Source organism: Micromonospora sp. NPDC092111 (assembly GCF_044755745.1).
GTDB lineage: Bacteria > Actinomycetota > Actinomycetes > Mycobacteriales > Micromonosporaceae > Micromonospora.
This window is the reverse complement of record NZ_JBIVRQ010000001.1, coordinates 1-19,675: the sequence shown is the minus strand read 5'-3', so window position 1 is coordinate 19,675 and position 19,675 is coordinate 1. Positions and strand designations below refer to the sequence as shown.

The following is a 19,675-nucleotide window of genomic DNA, read 5'->3' as shown; positions in this document are numbered from 1 at the left end:
CGCACCCGCTGCCCGGGGGTCCGCCGACGGTGGGTGTCCCCGGCGGAGAGCAGCGCCACCGGCACCGCCCTGCGGCGCAGCTCCCTGCGGTACGCCGACGGCCGGCCGCCGCGGGATGCGACGGCCGGCCGCTGCCGGCAGTGGGGGTCAGCTCAGGGTGAGCGCGGCGTCGTCCACCACGAAGGAGGTCTGCAGGGAGCTGTCCTCGACCCCGCTGAACGAGAAGGTGACGGTCGTGCCGGCCAGCGAGGAGACGTTGAACGACCGCTGCACGTAGCCGCTGGCGGCGTTGGCGTTGGAGTACGTCGCCAGGGTGGTGCTGCCGGCCTTGACGGTCAGCTTGTCGTACGCCGTGCTGCCCGACTCGGCCGTGTCGATGTGCAGCCAGAAGGAGAAGGTGGCCGTGCAGCCGGCCGGGATGGTCACCGACTGCGACAGGGTGTCGGTGTGGGTCGAGCCGTACCCGTCCATCCAGGCCTTGTACGAGCCGCCGTGCGCGGGCTGGTTGGCCGAGTTGGTGATCACGCCCGTGGACGCGGTCCAGCCGGTGGCGCCGGACTCGAAGCCGGGGTTGGCCAGCTTCTGCCCGGAGCAGCCGCCCGGCGGCGGGGTGGTGGTGCTGGTCGGGGTCGGCGTCGGGGTGCCGCCGGTGCAGGTCGGGTCGCCCGACTGGGCCGGGACGCTCACCGCGTCCCAGGCGGCCTTGACCGTGTTGAACTCGGTGCAGCTACCCGGGTACAGGGTCTTGGCGGCCTGGAGGGTCCAGGTGCGGTACTTCAGGTACGACGAGGTCGACGTCTTGAGCAGCATCGCGTTGTACATGATCTTGATGGCCTTCTGGATGCCCAGGCCGGTCACGGTGCTGCTGTTGCAGGTCGGGCTGGTCGGCTGGCCGTTGGTCGGGTTGCTGCCCATCGCCAGCAGGTAGAACCAGTGGTTGCCGGGGCCGGCCGCCGCGTGCACCTCCTGGCTCGGGATGCTGCTGGAGTAGCAGTTGGCGTCGCCGAGCGCCGACGGGTTGTACATGTTGCGGATCGGGCCGCTGCCGACCAGGTTGATCTTCTCGCCGACCAGGAAGTCCGGGGCGTCGTAGGTGGCCGGCTCGTTGGCGAACCACTCGGTCGCCGCGCCGAAGGTGTCGGCGACGAACTCCTGGGTGTTGCCGTTGGAGATGCCACCCGGGGTCTTGTCGTCGATGCCGTGGCCGATCTCGTGCGCCACCACGTCCAGCGAGCTGATCCACTGACCGGCGGTGTTCTTGCCGATCTGCACCTGGGTGCCGTCGTAGTAGGCGTTCTGGTCGTTCAGGCCGACCCGGATCGGCCACGCGCCACCGCTGCCGTTCGCGCCGTTGCGGCCCAGCCACTGCGAGAGCATCTTGTGCTCGGTCTGCGCGGCGAAGAGCGCGTCGACGCAGCCGGTCTCCTTGTTGGTGCCGGTGCCGTTGCCCCAGACGTCGTCCGAGCCGGAGAACGTCGTGTTGTTCGCGGCGTCCTGGCAGCTCTGGTTGGTGACCGTCGGGTCCTTCAGGGAGTACGTGCTGCCCGACAGCGTGGTGCTCAGGGTGACCGGGCCGTTCCACGCGCCGGTGCCGGTGCCGTTGGTGACGTGCTCCTGGGTGCGCAGCACCTTCCCGGTGACGGCGTCGACGTCCACGGTCAGCCGGCTGGCGCCCTCGGCGCCGGTGCCGGTGACGGTGGTCTCCCAGGCCAGCGCGGGGGCGGCGCCGAGGGTGTAGACGACCAGCGAGGTGCCCTCGACGCCGGTGACCGTCCGGAGTTGGGCGCGGGCGGTCTTCTCGGCCGCCGCGGGCTTGAGCTTCGGGGTGGTGGCCAGCTCGCCGATGCTCTGCTGCTGGGCGACCGAGGCGTAGGTGACCTCGCCGGTCGCCTTCGTCGCCAGGACGAAGTCACCGCCGATGACGGGCAGGCCCTTGTAGGTCCGCTCGTACGGCACGTACTGGGTGCCCTCGGAGGAGATGACCGGCTTCTGCACGAACGCTTCGTCGGCGCTGGCGTGCAGGTAGGCGGGGCGGCTGGCGACCAGCGAGCTGGCCGCGTCGGCGGCGATCGCGCGGGCCTGGGCCGGGTTCGGGGCGGGGCTCGGGGGTGCGGCCTGCACGGCCGCGGCGGTGCCCGCGGCGACCAGGCCGGCCACGGCCGCGCCGGAGAGCGCGGCGAGGCGGGGTGAGAGCTTCAAGGGGGTCGCTCCTGTTCTCGGACGGCGCCGCGATGCCCGGTGGGGTCGCGCGCCGATGCTGCGTGAGGCGTGGTGGCGACGGGGGGTCCTCCGGAGCTGCCGGCGTGCCCGGATGGGGGTGACTCTCCGTCGCGAGCCGCCGGGGGTTGGCGACTGCTGGAGGCACGATCACACGGGCTGCCAGTCATATCAATGGGTTGACCGGGGCAACCGTTGGGTGGGGCAATCACACCGACCGTGCCGGCCCGGTGCCGACCGGCCCACCAGCACTGCCCTGAACAGGTGGTCTTCGCTGGATCATTTCCGACCGCCGCCCTACTTGATCGTTTTCGCCGGAACATGCGGCCGGTGCGCATAGACCCGGTCGGCCAGCAGTGGGACATCGTCGTCATGTCCGTCGTGCTCGTCGGAGCGGGCACGGGACGACCCCGACGGGCCCCCGTCGCCTACCATGCGGCTGTGCCGGACATCGACGAATCTCCCGCCGCCGTCCAGGTGTGGCGGGGGCAGAGCGTCTGGTCGCAGGCCGCCCGGGCCGCGAAAGACCGGATCACCCTGGGGCGGCGTACGGTCGCCGCGCTGACCGTCACCGCGGCCGTCGCCGGCACCGGCGCGGCCCGGCTGGCCGGCTCCGCCCCCGCCGCCGGCCGGGCCCTGGCGATCGTCGCCGCCGCCGCGTTCCTGCTGGTGCCGGTGACGGGGCGGTGGGCGTCCCGGGACGCCGTCGGGGTCTGGACCCGGCTCCGCTCGGTCTCCGAGGCGTTGAAGGCGGAACTCCACCGGTACCTCGCCCGCACCGCGCCGTTCGCCGGCGCCGACCGGGACGCCGTCCTGCTGCGCCGCCAGGACCTGCTCCTGGACGCCGCCGGGGACCTGGTCGGGCACACCCTCGACGTGGCGCCGGTCGAGCGTGCCCTGCCGCCCGTCGCCGACCTGCCGAGCTACCTCGCCGAGCGGGTGCGCCGGCAGGTCGACGACTACTACCTGCCGGCGGCGCGCCGGGCGGGCCGGGCCGCCGCCCGGATCGGCCGGGCGGCGACCGGGCTGACCGTCCTCGCCGCCCTGCTCTCGGCGGTCGCCGGGGTGCTCGGCGACGGGCTGGGCCTGACCGCCTGGGTCGGCGTGGCGGCGGCGGTGACCACGGCGCTGGCGGGCTACGGCGCGGCCCAGCGCTACGAACAGCAGCAGATCGAGTACGCCCGCACCGCGGACCAGTTGACCCGGCTGCGGGTCACCCGCGAGTCCGGGCTGGGCTGGACCGACGACGACGCGTTCGTCGACGAGGCGGAGCGGATCATCTCGCTGTCCAACGCCGCCTGGATGGCGAAGATGGTCGAGGAAGATGGCGCTGCGCAGCAGTGACATGACAGGCTGTGGCATATAGAGTCGTCGATAACCGTGATTGGCCGTCGCCGTGGACGGATGTCCGTCCACTCCCGACACAGATGGGGGACCGCTGTGGACCGCGCCCAACGCCTGCCCGATCCGTACCCGGCGCCGATGAGTGACGTGCGGCGCACGCCACTCGGCCAGATTCCGCCCGACCGGGCCGACGCCGTGGCCCGGATCGACGACCGCCGAGCAACACACCCGACCCGGGTCGATGTCGCATCCTTCGGCTCCCACGTCTGACCCCGTCGCCGCGCCCCGGGCACCGGTCGCCCCGCTCAGCCAGTACGTGCTGAAACTGACCAGCCGGTGCGACCTGTCCTGTGACCACTGCTACGTCTACGAGCACCCCGACCAGTCGTGGCGGCAGCAGCCACGGGTGATGGCGCCCGACACCGTCGAGGCCACCGCGCGGCGGATCGCCGAGCACGCCGCCGCCCACCGGCTCGACACGGTCCGGGTGGTGCTGCACGGCGGCGAGCCCCTGCTCGCCGGCGCGGCCCGGCTCGCCGCCACCGCCGCCACCCTGCGCCGGACGATCTCGCCGGTCACCCGGCTCGACCTGCGAATGCAGTCCAACGGTGTGCTGCTCACCCCGGCGATCGCCGACGTGCTCGTCGCCCACGACGTCAAGGTGGGCATCTCCCTCGACGGCGACCGGGCGGCCAACGACCGGCACCGCCGGTACGCCAACGGCGCGAGCAGCCACGACCAGGTACGCCGCGCCCTGGCGCTGCTGCGCCGCCCCGCCTACCGGAGCGTCTACGCCGGGATCCTGTGCACCGTCGACCTCGCCAACGACCCGATCCAGGTCTACGAGGCGTTGCTCGCCGAGGAACCGCCCCGCGTCGACTTCCTCCTGCCCCATGCGAACTGGGACCGCCCGCCCGCCCGCCCGACGGGTGTCGCCACGCCGTACGCGGACTGGCTGCTGACAATCCACCGGCGCTGGCTGGCCGACGGGCGTCCGGTGCCGATCCGGCTGCTGGAGTCCCTGCTGGCCACCGCCGCCGGTGGCGGCACCGCCACCGAGGCGGTCGGGCTCGGCCCGGTCGACCTGGTGGTCGTCGAGACCGACGGCAGCTTCGAGCAGGTCGACTCGCTCAAGTCCGCCTTCCACGGTGCCGCCGCCACCGGCCTGGACGTCTTCCGGCACGGGGTGGACGACGCCGCGGCCCATCCCGGGATCGCGGTCCGGCAGTCCGGCCTGGCCGGGCTCTGTGCCACCTGCCGCGCGTGCCCGCTGGTACGGCGGTGCGGCGGGGGCCTGTTCGCCCACCGGTACCGCACGGGCAGCGGCTTCGACAACCCGTCGGCCTACTGCGCCGACCTGGCCGTGCTGATCCGGTCGATGGCCGCCCCGGCCGGGCCGGCGGAGTCCCGGGCGGCAGACGCGCTGAGCCCCACCGTCCTCGACGACCTCGGCTCCGGCCAGGGCGACGTCGAGTCGGTGCGCCAACTCGCCGAGGTCCACCACGGCATCGCCCGCGCGCTGGCGGTCGCGATCAGCCCCTCGGCCGCCGACGACCCGGTCGCGTCGGCCGGCTGGGACCTCCTGGTCGCCCTCGACGTCGCCGCGCCCGACGCGGTCCGGGTGGTGCTGACCCATCCCTTCGTCCGGCGCTGGGCGCAGCGCTGCCGCGCCGGGGCGACCGGCGAGCTGCCCCACTTCGCCGCCGTCGCGGCCGCCGCGGCGGTCCGGGCCGGCGCCGACGCGGAACTCCTCCTCCCGGTCCGCGACGGCGCCATGCACCTGCCGACCCTCGGCGCGATCGTCCTCGACACCGACGCTCCCACCGTGCAGGTCGCCGTCTCCGGTGGCGCGGTCGAGCTGCGGGCCGGCCGGCGGCGGGTCCAGGTCCGGCCGGCCGCCCCGGACAACCCGGACCGGTGGCGACCGGTACGCCCGGCCCGATCCGACGGGTGGGAGGCGCTGCTGGAGGACACCGACCCCTACCGGGACTGCTTCGACCTGCCGGTCGCCCCCCGGCTCAGCCAGTCGGTGGCCGACCGGTGGACGGGGCAGGTGGCACGGGCGGTCCGCCGCGTCGACGCGGAGGCCGCCGGGTACGCCGCCGGGATCCGTACCCTGCTGCGCGCGGTGGTGCCGCTGGCACCCGACCCGACCGGCCGGTCCCGCAGCGCCGCCGCCCGGTCCGCGTTCGGCGCGGTCGCCGTCACCCCGGTCGCCGACGACGCGGCGCTCGCGGTGCTGCTCGTCCACGAGGTGCAGCACCTCAAGCTCGACGCGGTGCTCGACGTCTGCGACCTCTTCGACCGGGCGGACGCCCGGCGACTACGGGTGCCCTGGCGCGACGACCCCCGCCCGGTGGAGGGCGCGCTGCACGGCGTCTACGCCCACCTCGCCGTCGCCGACGTGTGGCGTCGCCGGCCCGGCCCGGAGGCGTCGGTCCACTTCCGGCGCTACCGGGAGTGGACCGACGGCGCGCTCGACGCCCTGCTCGGCCTCGGCAGCCTCACCGCCGACGGCGAACGGTTCGCCCGGCGGATGCGCGCCGAGCTGGACGGGTGGCGGTGACCGCCGCCCCGACGGACCGCCGCACCCTGGCCGCCGACCTGCGGGCGCTCGGGCTGCCCGCCGGAGCCACCGTGCTGGTGCACTGCGCGCTGTCCCGGCTCCGGCCGGGCCCGGCGGGCCCGGCCGCCCTGCTCGCGGCGCTGCGGGAGGTGCTGGGCGTCGCCGGCACCGTGGTCGTGCCCACGCAGACGTCCGGTAACTCGGTCACCTCACGGGCGTTCCTGGCGGCCACGGCGGGGCTGACCCCGGCCGGGGTCGCCGCCGCGGAGGCGGCGATCCCCGCGTTCGACCCCGCGCACAGCCCGGCGGAGGGGATGGGGGTGTTCGCCGAGCACGTCCGGCGACAGGCCGGGGCCCGGCGCAGCGTCCACCCGCAGACCTCGTTCAGCGCGCTCGGCCCGGCCGCGGCGGCGCTGACCGCGCGGCACGACCTGGACTGCCACCTGGGCGACCGGTCCCCGCTGGGCGCCCTGTACGCCGCCGACGCCCTGGTGCTGCTGCTGGGCGTCGACTGGTCGGTCTGCACCGCGTTCCACCTCGCCGAGTACCGGCTGCGCCGGCCCGCCCCGCGCCGGGCGTACCGCTGCTACGTCCGCGACGGGGCGGGCCGGCGGGTGCGCCGGGACTTCTCGGCCCCGCACCTGGACGACGGCGACTTCACGCTGATCGGCGCGGCGGTGGAGCAGACCGGTGCGGCGGACCGCGGGCCGGTCGGGTCCGCCGACTGCCGGCTCGTCCGGCTGCGGGTCGCCGTCGACCTCGCCCGTGGGTGGATGGATGACCACCGGCCGGCGTGAACGGGACAGCGCCGGGTTGGCGCCGGTCGATACTGTGGTCGGCTGGGAGTGGCTGCGCCGGGCGGGAGCGGTAGGTGGCGGAGGAACAGTTCTGGGAGGACGAGAGTGCCCCCGTGTTCTTCCTCAGCTATGCCCGTACCCGCAACCGGGTGGCGGCGCCCCCGAGGGACACCAACCAGAAGGTCTTCCAGCTCTTCGTAGACCTCTCCGACCACGTCGTCGAGCTGCTCGGCCTGGGCCCGGGACGGACGGCCGGTTTCCTGGACCGGATGCTCGACGGGGGGCAGTTGTGGACCGAGGACCTCGCCTACGCCGCCGGCCACTGCCAGGTCTTCATCCCGTTGATCTCGCCCCAGTACCTGCGCAGCGAGTGGTGCGCCCGGGAGTGGGACGCCTTCACCCGGCGGCGGACGCTGCCCCGCCCGGAGGCCGAGCCGTCGGCGGGGGAGACGCCGGTGATCCCGGTCAACTGGTCCGTGGTGGACCGCCGCAACCTGCCCGCAGTCGTGTCGCGACGGCAGATGTTCACCCCCACCCGGTTACCCTCGGACATCGCCCCCCAATACCACGACGAGGGCATCTACGGCCTGCTCAGCCTCGGCCGCAACGGCAAGGACGCCTACGACGCGGTGGTCTGGCGGCTGGCACAGCGGATCGCCCGCGCGTACCGCACCCACTGGGTCGAGGCGGGGGTCCCCGTCGACATGCGCCACCTGCGCGACCGGTTCGAGGAGGACGGGCATGACCTGGTCTGACACCTCCTCGGCAGCCGGAGCCGCCGGGCCGGAGACGTACTTCTTCCTCAGCTACGCGCACTCGGTGCCGCTGTCGGACGCCGCCCGGCCGGACACCGACTACTGGGTCAGCCGGTTCTTCCAGGACCTGGCCGGCGCGGTCCGCCGCCGGGCCACCCGGACCGGGGAGATCGAGGCCGGCTTCTTCGACGGCCAGGTCAGCCCCGGCGCCGACCTCAAGCGGACGCTCACCGACGCGCTGAGCCTGGCCCACGTCTTCGTGCCGCTCTACTCGCCGAACTACTTCCGCAACGGCTGGGCGCTCGGCGAGCGGGACTCCTTCCGCAGCCGACTGGCCCGGCTGGCGCCCGGGCGTGCGGAGCGGCACGTGCTGCCGGTGCTCTGGATGCCGTTGCCGTCCTGGGGTGACCGCCCGGAGACGACCCAGGCTCTGGAGCTGGTGCACGACCCCGACGAGCGCGCCGACTACGCCGACAACGGGTTGCGGGCCCTGTGCAAGTTGAGCGCCTACCGCCGGCTGTACGAGAGCGTCCTCGCGGCGCTGGCCGACCGGATCGTCACGGTGACCGAGACCGAGCCGCTGGCCCGGTCCCGGGCGGCGACGCTGACCGGCAGCCCGGTCCCCGACGGCGGCGGGCCGGCGCTGGTGGTCACCACGCTCACCACCGGCCGGGCCCGCTGGCGTCCCTACGGTGACCAGCACCAGCTCGCCGTCGCCGACTACGTGGCCGCGACCGCCGAGCGGTTGGGGCTGCCGACCCGGGTGGTCGAGCTGGCCGAGGCCCGGGACCGGGCGCCGCGCAGCCCCACCGTGGTGCTGGTGGACGCCGGCGTCGGGGTGGCCGCCGCCCGCGCCGCGCTCGCCGGCCTGCCGCAGTGGGTGGTCCCGCTCGTCATCGCCGCCGACCACGCGCGTGGCGAGCCGACACCCGAGGAGATCGCCGGTACGTTGCAGGACGCCCGGTTCCCCCGGGTGCTGCCGGTGCGCACGATCGACGAGTTCGAGCGCTGCGCGCCGCTGCTGGTGACCGAGGCGCGCAAGCAGTTCCTCCGGCACGGTCCGGTCGATCCGCCGGACGGCCCGCACGATCCGAAGCCCAGCCTGGGGCCGGCCGGGTCGTCCGAAGCACGGCGAGGGAAGGCAGAACGATGACTCCAACCCGCGACGGCCAGGTCGTCACCTTCTACTCCTACAAGGGTGGCACCGGTCGTACCATGGCGCTGGCCAACACCGCCTGGATCCTCGCCGCGAACGGCCACCGGGTGCTCGTCGCCGACTGGGACCTGGAATCCCCCGGCCTGCACCGGTTCTTCGCGCCGTTCCTCGACCCGGAGCAGGTCGCCTCCACCGGTGGCGTGATGGACCTGATCCTGGAGTACGAGTGGGAGAACGCGCGCCGCCGCGAGGAGACCGGCGACTCCCGTCCCGGCGACTGGCACCGCCAGTACGCCCGGGTGCACAAGTACGCCTTCTCGGTGAGCTGGGAGTTCCCCGGTGGCGGCACCCTGGACCTGCTGCTCGCCGGCCGGCACAACCCCGACTACGCGACCAGTGTCACCGGCCTGAACTGGGACAACTTCTACAACCGGCTCGGCGGGGCGCAGTTCTTCGACGCGCTGCGCGCGGACATGAAGCGGCACTACGACTACACCCTCATCGACAGCCGGACCGGCATCAGCGACGTCGCCGAGATCTGCACCATCCACCTGCCGGACGTCCTGGTCGACTGCTTCACCCTCAGCGACCAGGGCATCGACGGCGCCGCCACGGTGGCCGCCCGGGTCCGGGGCTACGAGGGGCGGCGCGCGCGGCGGGTGCTACCGGTGCCGATGCGCGTCGACGAGGGCGAGAAGAGCAAGACCGACGCCGGTCGGGCGCTGGCCATGCAGCGCTTCGTCGGCCTGCCCAGCGGGATGACCGACGCCGAGCGGCAGGACTACTGGCTCTCCGTCGAGGTGCCCTACCGGGCGTACTACGCGTACGAGGAGACCCTGGCCACCTTCGGTGACGTGCCGGGCAGCCGGGGGCTGCTGTCGGCGTACGAGTCGCTGACCCGGCACGTCACCGGCGGGGCGGTCACCGCGCTGCCCCGGATGGACGACGGGCTGCGCCGGCAGACCATCCAGCGTTTCGAACGCAAGCCGGTCATCGTCGACGAGCTGATCGTGCTCCGGTACGTGCCGGAGGACCAGGCCTGGGCGGAGTGGGTGCAGTCCGTGCTCAACGCGGTCGACCTGCGGGTGCTGGCCACTCCGTGGGGCGTCCCGGCGGCCGTGCCGGTCGGCGCGGCCTCCCGCGAGCTGCACCTGGTCTCCCGGGCCTACCTGGCCGCCCGCCGGGAGCTGGGTGGCGAGGTGGCCCGGCAGGCCGGTTCCCCGGCGCTCGCCCTGCACCTGGACGACACCACCCCGTCGGTGGACACGCCCCCCGGCAGTTGGGCCACCGTGTACGAGCGGGGTGCCGCCGTCGCCGCCGAACAGGTGTGGGAGCTGGTCGGGCGGGCGGGCGACGGCCGCAACCGGGTGGTGCCGGCCACCCGCTATCCGGCCGTCGAGCCGATGGTGTTCTACGCGCCGGCGCGCAACGTCCGCTTCACCGGTCGGGAGCGGCTGCTGCTGGCCCTGCGCGACGAGCTGAAGGCGGCGGCCCGCGAGCGGGTGCCGGTGGCGCTGCGCGGTGGGGCCGGCATCGGCAAGACCCAGCTCGCCGCCGAGTACGCCTACCGCTTCCACGGCGCGTACGACGTGGTCTGGTGGGTGGACGCGGACCCGCCGCAGTTCGTCGACATCCGCTTCGCCGACCTGGGTCGGCGGCTCGGCCTGCCCGACCAGCAGAGCGTGCCGGACAACACCCGGGCGGTGCGGAACTGGCTCAGCCGCGGCGGCGGGCGGGGTGAGGACGAGCCGCCGCTGCGCTGGCTGGTCGTCTTCGACAACGTCGACCAGTACGAACACGTCAAGGACTACCTCCCCCAGGGCGACGGCCACGTGCTGGTGACCACCCGCAATCCGGACTGGGGCGACCTGGCCCGGGCGGTCGACGTGGACGCCTTCCAGCGTGCCGAGAGCGTCGCCCACCTGCGCGGCCGGACCGGGCGGCGGGGCATGACGGTCGCCGAGGCCCACCAGGTCGCCGAGGCGGTGGAGGACGTGCCCATCCTGGTGGCCCTGGCCGGCGCGTGGCTCGCGGAGAGCCCCGACTCGGTGGCCGACTACCTGGCCGGGCTGGCCCGCACCGGCCCGGAGAGCGACGTGTGGGGCCGCTCCCTGCAGGGTCTGCGGGAGCAGTCACCCGGGGCCTACCGGCTGCTCCAGCTCGGTTCGGTGCTCGCCCCCGACATCGCCCTCGACCTGCTCTACGGCGACCAGGTGGCGAAGGTCATCGCGCCGCACGACCCGCTGGTCGCCGCGCAGGTCACCGACCGGGTGTCGGAGCGGGACATCGCGGCGGCGCTGGTCCAGCGGATCAACCGGCTCGCCCTGATCAAGGTGGACCTGCACGCCCAGCGGGTGCAGGTCCACCGGCTCCTCCAGGCGGCCCTGCGGTCCCGGATGTCCGAGAGCGAGCTGAACGAGGTCAAGCACGACGTGCACCGGATCCTCGCCGGCTCGCGCCCCTCCGGGGAGGTGGACGACCCGGCCTACCAGGTCCCGTACCGCAACCTCTGGCCGCACCTGGACGGCTCGGACGCGGTGTCCTGCCACGACGACACGGTCCGGCAGTTGGTCATCGACCGGGTCCGGTACATCTTCCTCAACGGCGGGTTCGAACAGGGCGCCCAGTACGCCCGCGAGGCGGACAAGACCTGGACGACGCTGCTCGGCGGTCTCTCCCCGGAGACCGGCACCCACCGGGCGCTCCGGGTGCAGGTGCTCAACCTGCGCTTCAACTGGGCGAACCTGCTGCGGAACCTGGGCCGGTTCGAGGAGTCCCGGCAACTCGACGAGGACACCCTGCGCCAGCAGGAGGAGCTGATCGGCGAGAACCACCTGTACACCCTGATGACCGCCGGGGGGTACGCGGCGGACCTGCGCGCCCTCGGCCGGTACGACGAGGCGTTGGAGCGGGACCTGCGCACCCACGGCGCGTCCGTCGAGGTGTTCGGCGAGGACCACCGCCGTACGCTCAACGCGGCCAACAACCTCGCCTCCTCCTACCGGCTGATGGGCCGCTTCGTCCGGGCCCTCGACGTCGACGAGGCCACCTACCGCCGGCTCCGGGTCGTCCTCGGCCCCGAGCACCCGCGCACCCTGCTGTCGGCCAGCAACCTCGCCCGGGACCTGCGGGAGACCGGCGACTACGAGGGCTCGGTGGCGCTGCTGGAGGACGTGGCCGACGGGTACCGCCGGCTCTTCGGTGAGCAGGCCCGCGAGGTGCTCCTCACCCAGGTCAACCTGGCCGCGTCGCTGCGCAGCACCGGTCGGATCGCCGACGCGGCCCGGCTGCTCGACGACGCCTACGACCGGATGGTGGCCAGCCTCGGCCCCACCAACCCGGACACCCTGCTCGGCCGGCTCAGCCGGACGGCCAACCTCATGCTCCAGGGGCAGGGTGTCCAGGCCCTCGCGGAGTTGGCCGAGGTGGAGCGGTCGTTCGTCCAGGCGTTCGGCGCCGCGCACCCGTACTCGTTGGTGTGCCAGCTCAACCGTGGTGTGGCGCTGTGGGACGCCGGCATCGAGGACGAGGCGTTCGCCCTCACCGTGCGCGCCGCCACCGCGCTACGGGCGGCCCTCGGCGCCGAGCACCCGTTCAGCATGGGCGCGGACAACAACGTCGCGGTCTTCGCCATCCTCACCGGGCAGGCCGACGAGGGGCTCGCCCAGGTGCGGGCCGTGGTGGACCGGATGACGGCAGTGCTGGGCCCCGACCACCCGGACACCCTGCGCAGTCTCGGCAACCTGGAGACCGCCAACCAGGCGGCGACCGGGGGAGTGGTCAGCATCGGCCGGATGCGGCTGGCCGACCGGCTGGCCGACCGGATCGGGCAGGAACACCCGAGTGTGGTGGTGCTGCGCGACGGGCGGTACGTGCGTCGGGTCCTCGACCCGCACCCCTACTGACCGGGCTGGGCGCCGATGAGCACGTCGGTGCTCACCGGCGCCCGGTCGTCGGTGAGCCAGCGCAGGATGCGCGGTAGTTGCTGCATGGCGTCGAAGTGGGCCGCGCCGGGCTGCACCTCGATCTGGGCGCCGGGGATCCGGGCGGCCAGCCAGCGCCCGTGGCTGGCCGGGGCGAAGGTGTCCTCCGCGCCGTGCCAGAGGCGCACCGGTGTCACCGACGTGTCGATCGACCCCAGGTCGAACTTCCAGCTACGCCCCAGCGCCAGGACGTCGTCGATCCACCCGTACGGGCCGGCCCGCAGCGCCTCCTGGTAGGTGTCGAAGATGATCCCCCGCAGCGCCGCGTCGTTGATCGCCCGGCGGTCCGGCGGGCCCATCTGCGTCATCAGGTCCCGTAGCAGGAAGCGGGGGTCCTCGACCGCGCGTGCGGCCCGCTGCCGGATCTCCTCGACCACCGTGTCGGTGTCGGACCTGCCGCCGCCGAACCCGCGCTGGTTGTCGGGGTTCATGCCGTCGAACCAGTCCAGCTCCATCGCGTCGGACGGGGCGAAGCTCACCAGCACCGCCACCCGGGTGACCCGGCTGCGGAGCCGTTCGTCGGCGGCGCAGGCCAGGGCGTGCGGGCCGCCCCCGGAGCGGCCGGCCACGGCGAACCGGTCCAGCCCGAGCTGGTCGGCGATGGTCTCGACGTCCCGCGCGGCGTCGGCCACGTCCCGGCCCTCGAACCGGTCGGAGTCGCCGTACCCGGGTCGGTCGTAGGCGATGAGCCGGATGCCCATCCGGTAGAGCACGATCCCGCGGGGTTTCGGGCCCCGCCGGCTGCCGGGTGTGCCGTGCATCAGGAAGACGGGGAACCCGTCGGGAGCACCGGTCACCTCGTACGCCACCCGCTTGTTGTCCGCGCGGTGGGCGAATCGGGTGCCTGGCTCGCCGTCTCGGGTCACTCCAGCCTGCCTTCCGGTGCCGCTACCAGCCAATACTCGTAACCCGGCATCGAGTAGAGGCGATGTCTTCGATGACTCCCCTCAGCCATCGAGCCTAACGGTCGGGCCCGCCACGCCGCTATGCCGAGCGTGAACAACCGGCCGGATCTGTCGGAAACGACACCTCTCGGCCCGTCCGCTGGAACTTCCGGGCGCCTATTTGACCATGACGTTGGGGACAGGGTCGGAGGATCTCCGGCATGGAGCCACTCACCACCACCAATCGGGCCGTCGTCGTCACCGGCGCGGGCACCGGCATCGGCCGGGCCACCGCCCGCGCCTTCGCCGCCGCCGGCGACCGGGTGCTGGCCGTCGGCCGCCGCCCGGCGCCACTGGCGCAGACCGCGGCCGGCGACGACCGGATCCGCGCGTTCGCCGTCGACGTCACCGCCCCCGACGCCGCCGACCGCATCGCCGCCGAGGCCGACCGGAGGTACGGCCGGTTGGACGTGCTGGTCAACAACGCGGGCATCGTCCGGGCCGGGTCACTGGCGACCCTCGACCCGGGTGACGTCGACGCGCAGCTCGCCACCAACCTGGTCGCCCCCGTCCGGCTCACCCGGGCGGCGCTGCCGCTGCTGACCGTCCGCGGCGGGGTGGTCGTCAACGTGACCACCTCGATCGGGCAGCGCGGCTGGCCGGGCAACTCGGTCTACGCCGCGACGAAGGCCGCCCTGGAACACCTCACCCGGTCCTGGGCGGTGGAGCTGGCACCCCAGGGCGTCCGGGTGGTGGCCGTCGCGCCGGGTGCGGTGGACACCCCGATCGGCGTCCACCAGGGGCTGGACCCGGAGCAGGCCGCGGCGGTGCGCCGCTGGCAGGTGGCGCGCACCCCGCTGGGGCGGATCGGCCGCCCGCAGGAGGTGGCCTGGCTGATCACCACCGTGGCCGCACCGCAGGCGGGGTTCGTCACCGGGGCCGTGCTGCCGGTCGACGGCGGCGCGGTGGTGGCGTGACACCATGGCCGCGGAGGTGTGGCACGGTGCGGATCGGCGAGTTGGCGCGGGTCACCGGGAGCAGTCCACGCGCGCTGCGGCACTACGAGCGGGAGGGGCTGATCTCCTCGTGGCGGGAGGCCAACGGCTACCGGGACTACGACGAGACGACCGTCGCCCGGGTCCGCAACATCCGGCACTTCCTGGCCGTCGGGCTGACCGTGGCGGACATCCGTCCCTTCCTCGGCTGCCTCGACGGTGACGTGGCCGCGGCGCCGCCGTCGCCGGCCGGGCTGCGGATCGCCCGGGACCGGCTGGCGGTGATCGACCAGCGGATCGCCGCGCAGCTCGCCGCCCGGGACCGGCTGGCACGGGCGCTCCGTCGGGCCGACGACGCCGGTCGCCGGGACGTCCGCGCTCAGCAGGCCAGCGGGTGGACGTCCGCCGGGGCGTCGACCAGCGCGGCAGGCGGGTCGGTGTAGCGCCAGTTCACCCGGTACTGGGCGCGCAGCCGGGGCCGGGGCACCACCCACTCGTACGCGACCCGACCCTCCCGCTCGCGTCGGTCCGGGCGTACCTCGGCGGTGGTCTCCGAGGTGAACGACGTCTCGCTGCCCCAGACGGTGGGGCCGGCCTCGGCCGGGAAGTCGAGCCGGATGACGAGGTTGCGGGTGGGCAGCCGGATGTCGCGTTGCAGCCAGTCGCCGAACTTCCACACCGGTACCCGGTAGCTGTAGTCGACGACGGTGCGCTGCCCGGGGTAGAGCGGCAGCGGGGTGCCGCCGCCGTCGAGCAGCAGCACGATCTTGAGGAAGGCGTCCCGGCTGCGGGTCACCCGCCAGCTCATCGGCTCCGGCTGCTCGTCGCCGATGGTGGCGCGGAAGTCGACCTCGTCGATGGTGAGCGGGTGCCGGCCGTGGAACGCGGTGGAGCGGGCCGGGTCGTCGGGGAACCGGTCGATGTCGATCTGCACGGTGTGCCGGGTGATCGGTTCGGTGCCCACGCTGTGCAGGACCCGCCGGAACCGGCACTCGTACCCCCCGTCGACCAGCGAGAGCGCGGCCTGCTCGTCCTCGATGACCAGGTGCGAGCCGGTCGGCGGGGGCACGGCGGTGGGGCCGAGGGCGGTGAACCGGCCGCCCTGGCCGCGGGTGCCGGCGAAGGCCACGTACCGCTGCCAGATCCGGTTGCCGCTGTCCAGCACGAGCTCGACCCGACGGGCGAACTCCTCGGTGGGCTGGTGCCGACCGTTCTCGATGTGGCTGACGTAGGAGGGGTCGAAGCCGGTCCGCTCGGCAAGTTCCTTCTTGGACATTGCCCGCTGGTGACGCCAGTGGGTCAGTTCCCGCACGAACGCCGTCGCCGCATCGTCCTGTGTGGAGCTGTCCATGCCCCCGTCCCTCGGTGTCGGGCCTCAAGTCTGGCGCACCGGACGCGTGCGCGCCAGACGGGCCGGTCAGGCCGGTGCCGGCGGGCAGGTCGGGCGGCGACCGGGCGGTCCTGCGCGGCCGTCCCGGGCGTGCGTGGCGGCTGCCCCCGCAGGAATTGGCGGCGGCTGCCCCCGCAGGAAGTGGCGGCGGCTGCCCGGCGGCAGGACGTGGCGGCGGCCCGTGGCCGGGACGTGGCGGCGCCGGGCAGGATGGTCGGCATGGATCCCGCCGTCCGCTGCTACCTCGCCGACCTGGTCTCCACCGCCCGGGACGTCCTCGGCCCGGACCTGGTCGGCGCCTACGCCGCCGGGTCGGTGGCGTTGGACGCCTACCAGCCGGGCCGCAGCGACGTGGACGTCGCCCTGGTCTGCCGGTCCGGGCTGGCGGAGGAGGCCAAGCGGGAACTGGTGGGCCGGCTGCGGCACGAGGCGCTGCCCTGCCCGGCCCGGGGCCTGGAACTGGTCGCCTACTCCCGGGCGGTGGCCGGGTCGGGAACCCCCGAGCCGGGTTTCGAGGTGGAACTGAACACCGGCGCCCGGATGCCGTTCCGGGCCACCCTCACGCCGTCCGCGCGGCCCGCCGCCGACGGGCACTTCTGGTACGGCCTGGACCGCAGCATCCTGCACCAGCGGGGTCACCGGCTGCTCGGGCCACCGGCCGCCGAGGTCTTCGCCGACCTGTCCCCGGACGACCTGCGCCGGCTGCTGGTGACGGCCCTGCGCTGGTGGCGCGACCGGCCGACCCCGGCCGGCGACGAGCCCGCACCGGGCGCGGAGGACGCCGTACTGGGGGCCTGCCGCGCCCTGGTCCGGGTCCGCGACGGGGAGTGGCTGTCGAAGGTGGCCGCCGGCCGCCGGGTGGTCGCCTCCGGCCGGGACCCGGACCTGGTCGGGCGCTGCGTGGCCGCCCGGCGGGGCGGACCCGCGCCGGGTGCGGCCGAGGCCCGCGACTTCCAGCTACGGGTGCTCGACGAGATCGCCGCCGGCTGACCGTGCCCCGGGGCGGACCGGCGCGGCGGACAGGCTGTCCGTCACGCCGGCAACGGTCCGGTCGAGGCCGGCGGTGCTCCGGTCGAGGCCGGCGACGTCTGAGCCGGCACCCGCCCGGCGGATGGGCACCCGCTAAACGCTGCTCGGCACCCTGCCGGCGGGCGGTTCGGTGGTCGCCTCGACCGGCGGGTCGACGGCCGGCCGGGCCGCCACCGTCGGGTACTCGGCGGTCTCCCCGCCACCGGCGGCGGCCGCCATCACCGCGGCGGCGGCCAGGTCGGCGACCCGCTTGGCCTCCCGCTGCACCCGGGCCCGTACGTCCTTGGCGTGCCGCTCCACGCTCTCGGCCGCCTGCCGCGCCTCGTCCAGCCGCCGGCTCTCGGCGGTGAGGTCGCGGCGGACCTCCTCCAGCCGCTGCCGGGTACGCACCAGATCCTGCTCGGTGGTGTCGCCCTCCTGCTGGATCTCGGCGAGCTGTGCCCGGGCGGTCTCCAACTCGCCCTGCACCTCGCCGAGGGACTTCTGCCGCTCGGTGATCTCCTGCTGCACCGTGGCGAGCTGCTCCTGGTGGGCGCTGGTCTGCTCGTCGGCCCGCTGGCGGACCTCGGTCGCGTACTGCTGCGCCTCGGCGATGAGCGCGGCGATCTGCTGCTCTGCCGCGCTGTGCTGGCTGGTCAGCTCCTGCTCGGCAGCGGCCCGCTGCTCGGCCAGTTCCTGCTCCGCGGCGGTCCGCCGCTCGCCGACCTCGCGTTCCACGGTGGCCTGCCACTGCGCCAGCTCCTGCTGGCTCTGGGTCCGCGCCGCCTGGATCTCCTGCTGGATCTGGGTACGGGCGGCCTTGGTCAGCGCCTCGGCGGCCGCCCGGGTCTGGGTGATCTGCTTCGCCGTCTGCTCGCTGATCCGCTTGGCCTCCTGCTGCGCCCGCTCGTGGGCGGTCTCGCCCTCGGTCCGCAGCCGCTCGGCCCGTTCCCGGGTCTCGGTCAGCTCCGCCTCGGCCGCCGACCGCCGTTCCTGGTACGCCTTCTCGTGCTCCTCGCGTCGGGCGGCCAACTCCTCGTCCAGGTCCCGTAGCGCCTGGGCGGTCCGCTCCCGCGCCTCGAGCAGCGACTTCTCCGCCTCGCCCTGGAGTTGGTTGGCCCGCTGGCCGGCCGATTCGGTGATCATCGCGGCCTGCTTCTCGGCCAGCGCGAGGATCTGGTCCACCATCGGGCCGAGGTCGCGGAAGGACGCCCGGTCCACCTGCGCGGGGCGCTGCCGCAGCTCGGTCAGCTCCGCCTGCAACCGCTGGATGTGCGTGGTCAGGCCCTGGATCTGGCCGGCCGCCTGCGCCCGCTCGGCGGTCAAGGTGGACAGCGCGCTGTCCATCTGCTCGACGTACCGGTCCACCTGCCGTTTGTCGTAGCCGCGCAGCGTGAGCTCGAAGCTCCGCCGTGAGGTCCCGTCGTCACGCGACGCGTACGACTCCTCGCCGGTGGACATAAGCCAGCCTCCGTAGTGATCGGCGATCCGGGCCCCGGCGCGGGCGACCCCCCTGCCGGCCCACGATGGGGCGCAACACTACCGCCGACCGGGGCTTCCGGTCACCGGGGCCCGGGGTCTTTCACGGGTCGACCCGGCTGGGACGGCGTCACCGGGCCCGGGAACCGGGGGAGTCGACACTCCCTTCTCCTCCGGCGGGTGGCCCCGACCGGCCTCCCACCGCGCTGCGGCGACTCCGTCCAGGGCTCCGGCATGGTCAGCCGTGCCGTGGAGGTAGGTAGGCCACGGCCGACGGGGGCGAGCCTGATGGCGCAGCCGGCGAGATCCGCCTCGTCGGCCCGGCACCGTCGGCGACCCGGCACCGTCGGCGGCGGTGCCGTCACCGTTTCCGGCTTGGATAGGGGGCTGAACGGAAGTTGCGCCGGTGAATTTGACGATCAACTTGTTGGGGGCGTAACTTTCTCTCTGCCAGCGCGGAACGGGCGAATCGGGGCGTATGTCCTGGAGGCCGGGGCGTGGTGTGAGTTGCTGATTTCGGGGGGTTGTTTTCCTTCGGGGTTGGGCCGGGTGGTGCCTCGGATTGGCCTGGGGGTCGATTTGGTGGGGTGGAGCTGACCGGGTAGGGTTCACGGCCGGCAGGGTTACGGGCGAGTGTGCGGGGTTCCGCTGCGGCCGGCTTGTCGAATTCCATGGGGGTCCGGCGGTTGTCGGTCTTTTTGTGATGTCTTGGAATTGTGGTGGAAGTGGTGTGGATCGCGTCAGAGCGGTTTGACACGGCGGAAGTCACCGGGTAACGTAGTAAAAGTGCCCGGCGCGGGAAGCGCCGGTCGCGGTGGAACGAGATACCCCAGGTCGGGGGTCCTGCTTGTGCGGGGTTTTCGATCGGTGTGTGGTTGTTCTTTGAGAACTCAACAGGGTGCTTGATAAGCCAGTGCCAATTTGTTTATACCCCGTGCTGGTCAGGCTTCGGTTTGGCTGGTGGGGATTCCTTTGGCAACACTTTTGTTGTCAGGATGATTTTCTAACAGGTTTTTGTTGGAGAGTTTGATCCTGGCTCAGGACGAACGCTGGCGGCGTGCTTAACACATGCAAGTCGAGCGGAAAGGCCCTTCGGGGTAC

The 19,675-nt window shown here is 73.7% G+C and carries 13 protein-coding genes and 1 rRNA gene; 10 read left to right on the top strand and 4 right to left on the bottom strand.

Annotation, left to right across the window (positions count from 1 at the left end; all coding sequences use genetic code 11):
• Positions 1–147 precede the first annotated feature (147 nt).
• Positions 148–2,199, bottom strand: a complete 2,052-nt coding sequence (locus ACIQG9_RS00070) for a M4 family metallopeptidase (protein ID WP_400396427.1) — start codon at positions 2,197–2,199, stop codon at positions 148–150.
• A 459-nt stretch (positions 2,200–2,658) separates the two neighbouring features.
• Between ACIQG9_RS00070 and ACIQG9_RS00065 the strand changes: the two genes are divergently transcribed.
• The 6 genes from ACIQG9_RS00065 (at position 2,659) to fxsT (ending at position 12,740) form a co-directional block, all read left to right on the top strand.
• On the top strand, positions 2,659–3,561 hold the full coding sequence (locus ACIQG9_RS00065; RefSeq protein WP_400396424.1) for a DUF4231 domain-containing protein: 903 nt from the start codon (positions 2,659–2,661) through the stop codon (positions 3,559–3,561).
• A gap of 241 nt (positions 3,562–3,802) precedes the next feature.
• On the top strand, positions 3,803–6,127 hold the full coding sequence (locus ACIQG9_RS00060; protein ID WP_400396421.1) for an FxsB family cyclophane-forming radical SAM/SPASM peptide maturase: 2,325 nt from the start codon (positions 3,803–3,805) through the stop codon (positions 6,125–6,127).
• Positions 6,124–6,924: an aminoglycoside N(3)-acetyltransferase gene (locus tag ACIQG9_RS00055; protein WP_400398739.1), complete on the top strand. Its 801-nt coding sequence runs from the start codon at positions 6,124–6,126 to the stop codon at positions 6,922–6,924. The genes ACIQG9_RS00060 and ACIQG9_RS00055 overlap by 4 nt, the downstream gene beginning before the upstream one ends.
• A 74-nt stretch (positions 6,925–6,998) precedes the next feature.
• On the top strand, positions 6,999–7,679 hold the full coding sequence (locus ACIQG9_RS00050) for a TIR-like protein FxsC (protein WP_400396418.1): 681 nt from the start codon (positions 6,999–7,001) through the stop codon (positions 7,677–7,679).
• Entirely contained in the window at positions 7,666–8,832 is a 1,167-nt protein-coding gene (locus tag ACIQG9_RS00045) for a TIR-like protein FxsC (protein ID WP_400396415.1), read from the top strand. The genes ACIQG9_RS00050 and ACIQG9_RS00045 overlap by 14 nt, the downstream gene beginning before the upstream one ends.
• On the top strand, positions 8,829–12,740 hold the full coding sequence (fxsT, locus tag ACIQG9_RS00040; RefSeq protein WP_400396413.1) for an FxSxx-COOH system tetratricopeptide repeat protein: 3,912 nt from the start codon (positions 8,829–8,831) through the stop codon (positions 12,738–12,740). Before ACIQG9_RS00045 ends, fxsT begins: the two co-directional genes overlap by 4 nt.
• Here the strand turns inward: fxsT and ACIQG9_RS00035 are convergent.
• Complete coding sequence (locus ACIQG9_RS00035; RefSeq protein WP_400396410.1) at positions 12,734–13,684, bottom strand: alpha/beta fold hydrolase; 951 nt, start codon at positions 13,682–13,684, stop codon at positions 12,734–12,736. The two genes, fxsT and ACIQG9_RS00035, sit on opposite strands and share 7 nt — an antisense overlap.
• A gap of 239 nt (positions 13,685–13,923) precedes the next feature.
• On the opposite strand from ACIQG9_RS00035, the gene ACIQG9_RS00030 reads away from it, so the two are divergent.
• Both ACIQG9_RS00030 and ACIQG9_RS00025 read left to right on the top strand, forming a co-directional pair.
• Positions 13,924–14,679 (top strand): SDR family NAD(P)-dependent oxidoreductase, encoded by a 756-nt coding sequence (locus ACIQG9_RS00030; RefSeq protein ID WP_400396408.1) that lies wholly within the window; start codon positions 13,924–13,926, stop codon positions 14,677–14,679.
• A 26-nt stretch (positions 14,680–14,705) separates the two neighbouring features.
• Complete coding sequence (locus ACIQG9_RS00025) at positions 14,706–15,140, top strand: MerR family transcriptional regulator (protein WP_400396405.1); 435 nt, start codon at positions 14,706–14,708, stop codon at positions 15,138–15,140.
• On the opposite strand, the gene ACIQG9_RS00020 is transcribed toward ACIQG9_RS00025, so the two are convergent.
• Complete coding sequence (locus ACIQG9_RS00020) at positions 15,077–16,048, bottom strand: multiprotein-bridging factor 1 family protein (protein ID WP_400396402.1); 972 nt, start codon at positions 16,046–16,048, stop codon at positions 15,077–15,079. The two genes, ACIQG9_RS00025 and ACIQG9_RS00020, sit on opposite strands and share 64 nt — an antisense overlap.
• Before the next feature lie 258 nt (positions 16,049–16,306).
• Here ACIQG9_RS00020 and ACIQG9_RS00015 point away from each other — a divergent pair, with 258 nt between their 5' ends.
• A complete protein-coding gene (locus ACIQG9_RS00015; protein WP_400396399.1) occupies positions 16,307–17,077 on the top strand; it encodes a nucleotidyltransferase domain-containing protein in 771 nt (256 codons plus the stop codon).
• Positions 17,078–17,209: 132 nt separating this feature from the next.
• Here the strand turns inward: ACIQG9_RS00015 and ACIQG9_RS00010 are convergent, their stop codons facing one another.
• Positions 17,210–18,556 (bottom strand): DivIVA domain-containing protein, encoded by a 1,347-nt coding sequence (locus tag ACIQG9_RS00010; protein ID WP_400396396.1) that lies wholly within the window; start codon positions 18,554–18,556, stop codon positions 17,210–17,212.
• Between the two features lie 1,032 nt (positions 18,557–19,588).
• Here ACIQG9_RS00010 and ACIQG9_RS00005 point away from each other — a divergent pair.
• Positions 19,589–19,675: ribosomal RNA gene (locus ACIQG9_RS00005) — 16S ribosomal RNA — on the top strand; the annotation flags it as partial.

Excerpts from the sequence above, each read along its gene's own strand:
- ACIQG9_RS00020 (WP_400396402.1), bottom strand. The coding sequence starts at position 16,048 with ATGGACAGCTCCACACAGGACGATGCGGCGACGGCGTTCGTGCGGGAA.
- fxsT (WP_400396413.1), top strand. The coding sequence starts at position 8,829 with ATGACTCCAACCCGCGACGGCCAGGTCGTCACCTTCTACTCCTACAAG.
- ACIQG9_RS00060 (WP_400396421.1), top strand. The coding sequence starts at position 3,803 with ATGTCGCATCCTTCGGCTCCCACGTCTGACCCCGTCGCCGCGCCCCGG.
- ACIQG9_RS00030 (WP_400396408.1), top strand. The coding sequence starts at position 13,924 with ATGGAGCCACTCACCACCACCAATCGGGCCGTCGTCGTCACCGGCGCG.
- ACIQG9_RS00010 (WP_400396396.1), bottom strand. The coding sequence starts at position 18,556 with ATGTCCACCGGCGAGGAGTCGTACGCGTCGCGTGACGACGGGACCTCA.
- ACIQG9_RS00015 (WP_400396399.1), top strand. The coding sequence starts at position 16,307 with ATGGATCCCGCCGTCCGCTGCTACCTCGCCGACCTGGTCTCCACCGCC.
- ACIQG9_RS00045 (WP_400396415.1), top strand. The coding sequence starts at position 7,666 with ATGACCTGGTCTGACACCTCCTCGGCAGCCGGAGCCGCCGGGCCGGAG.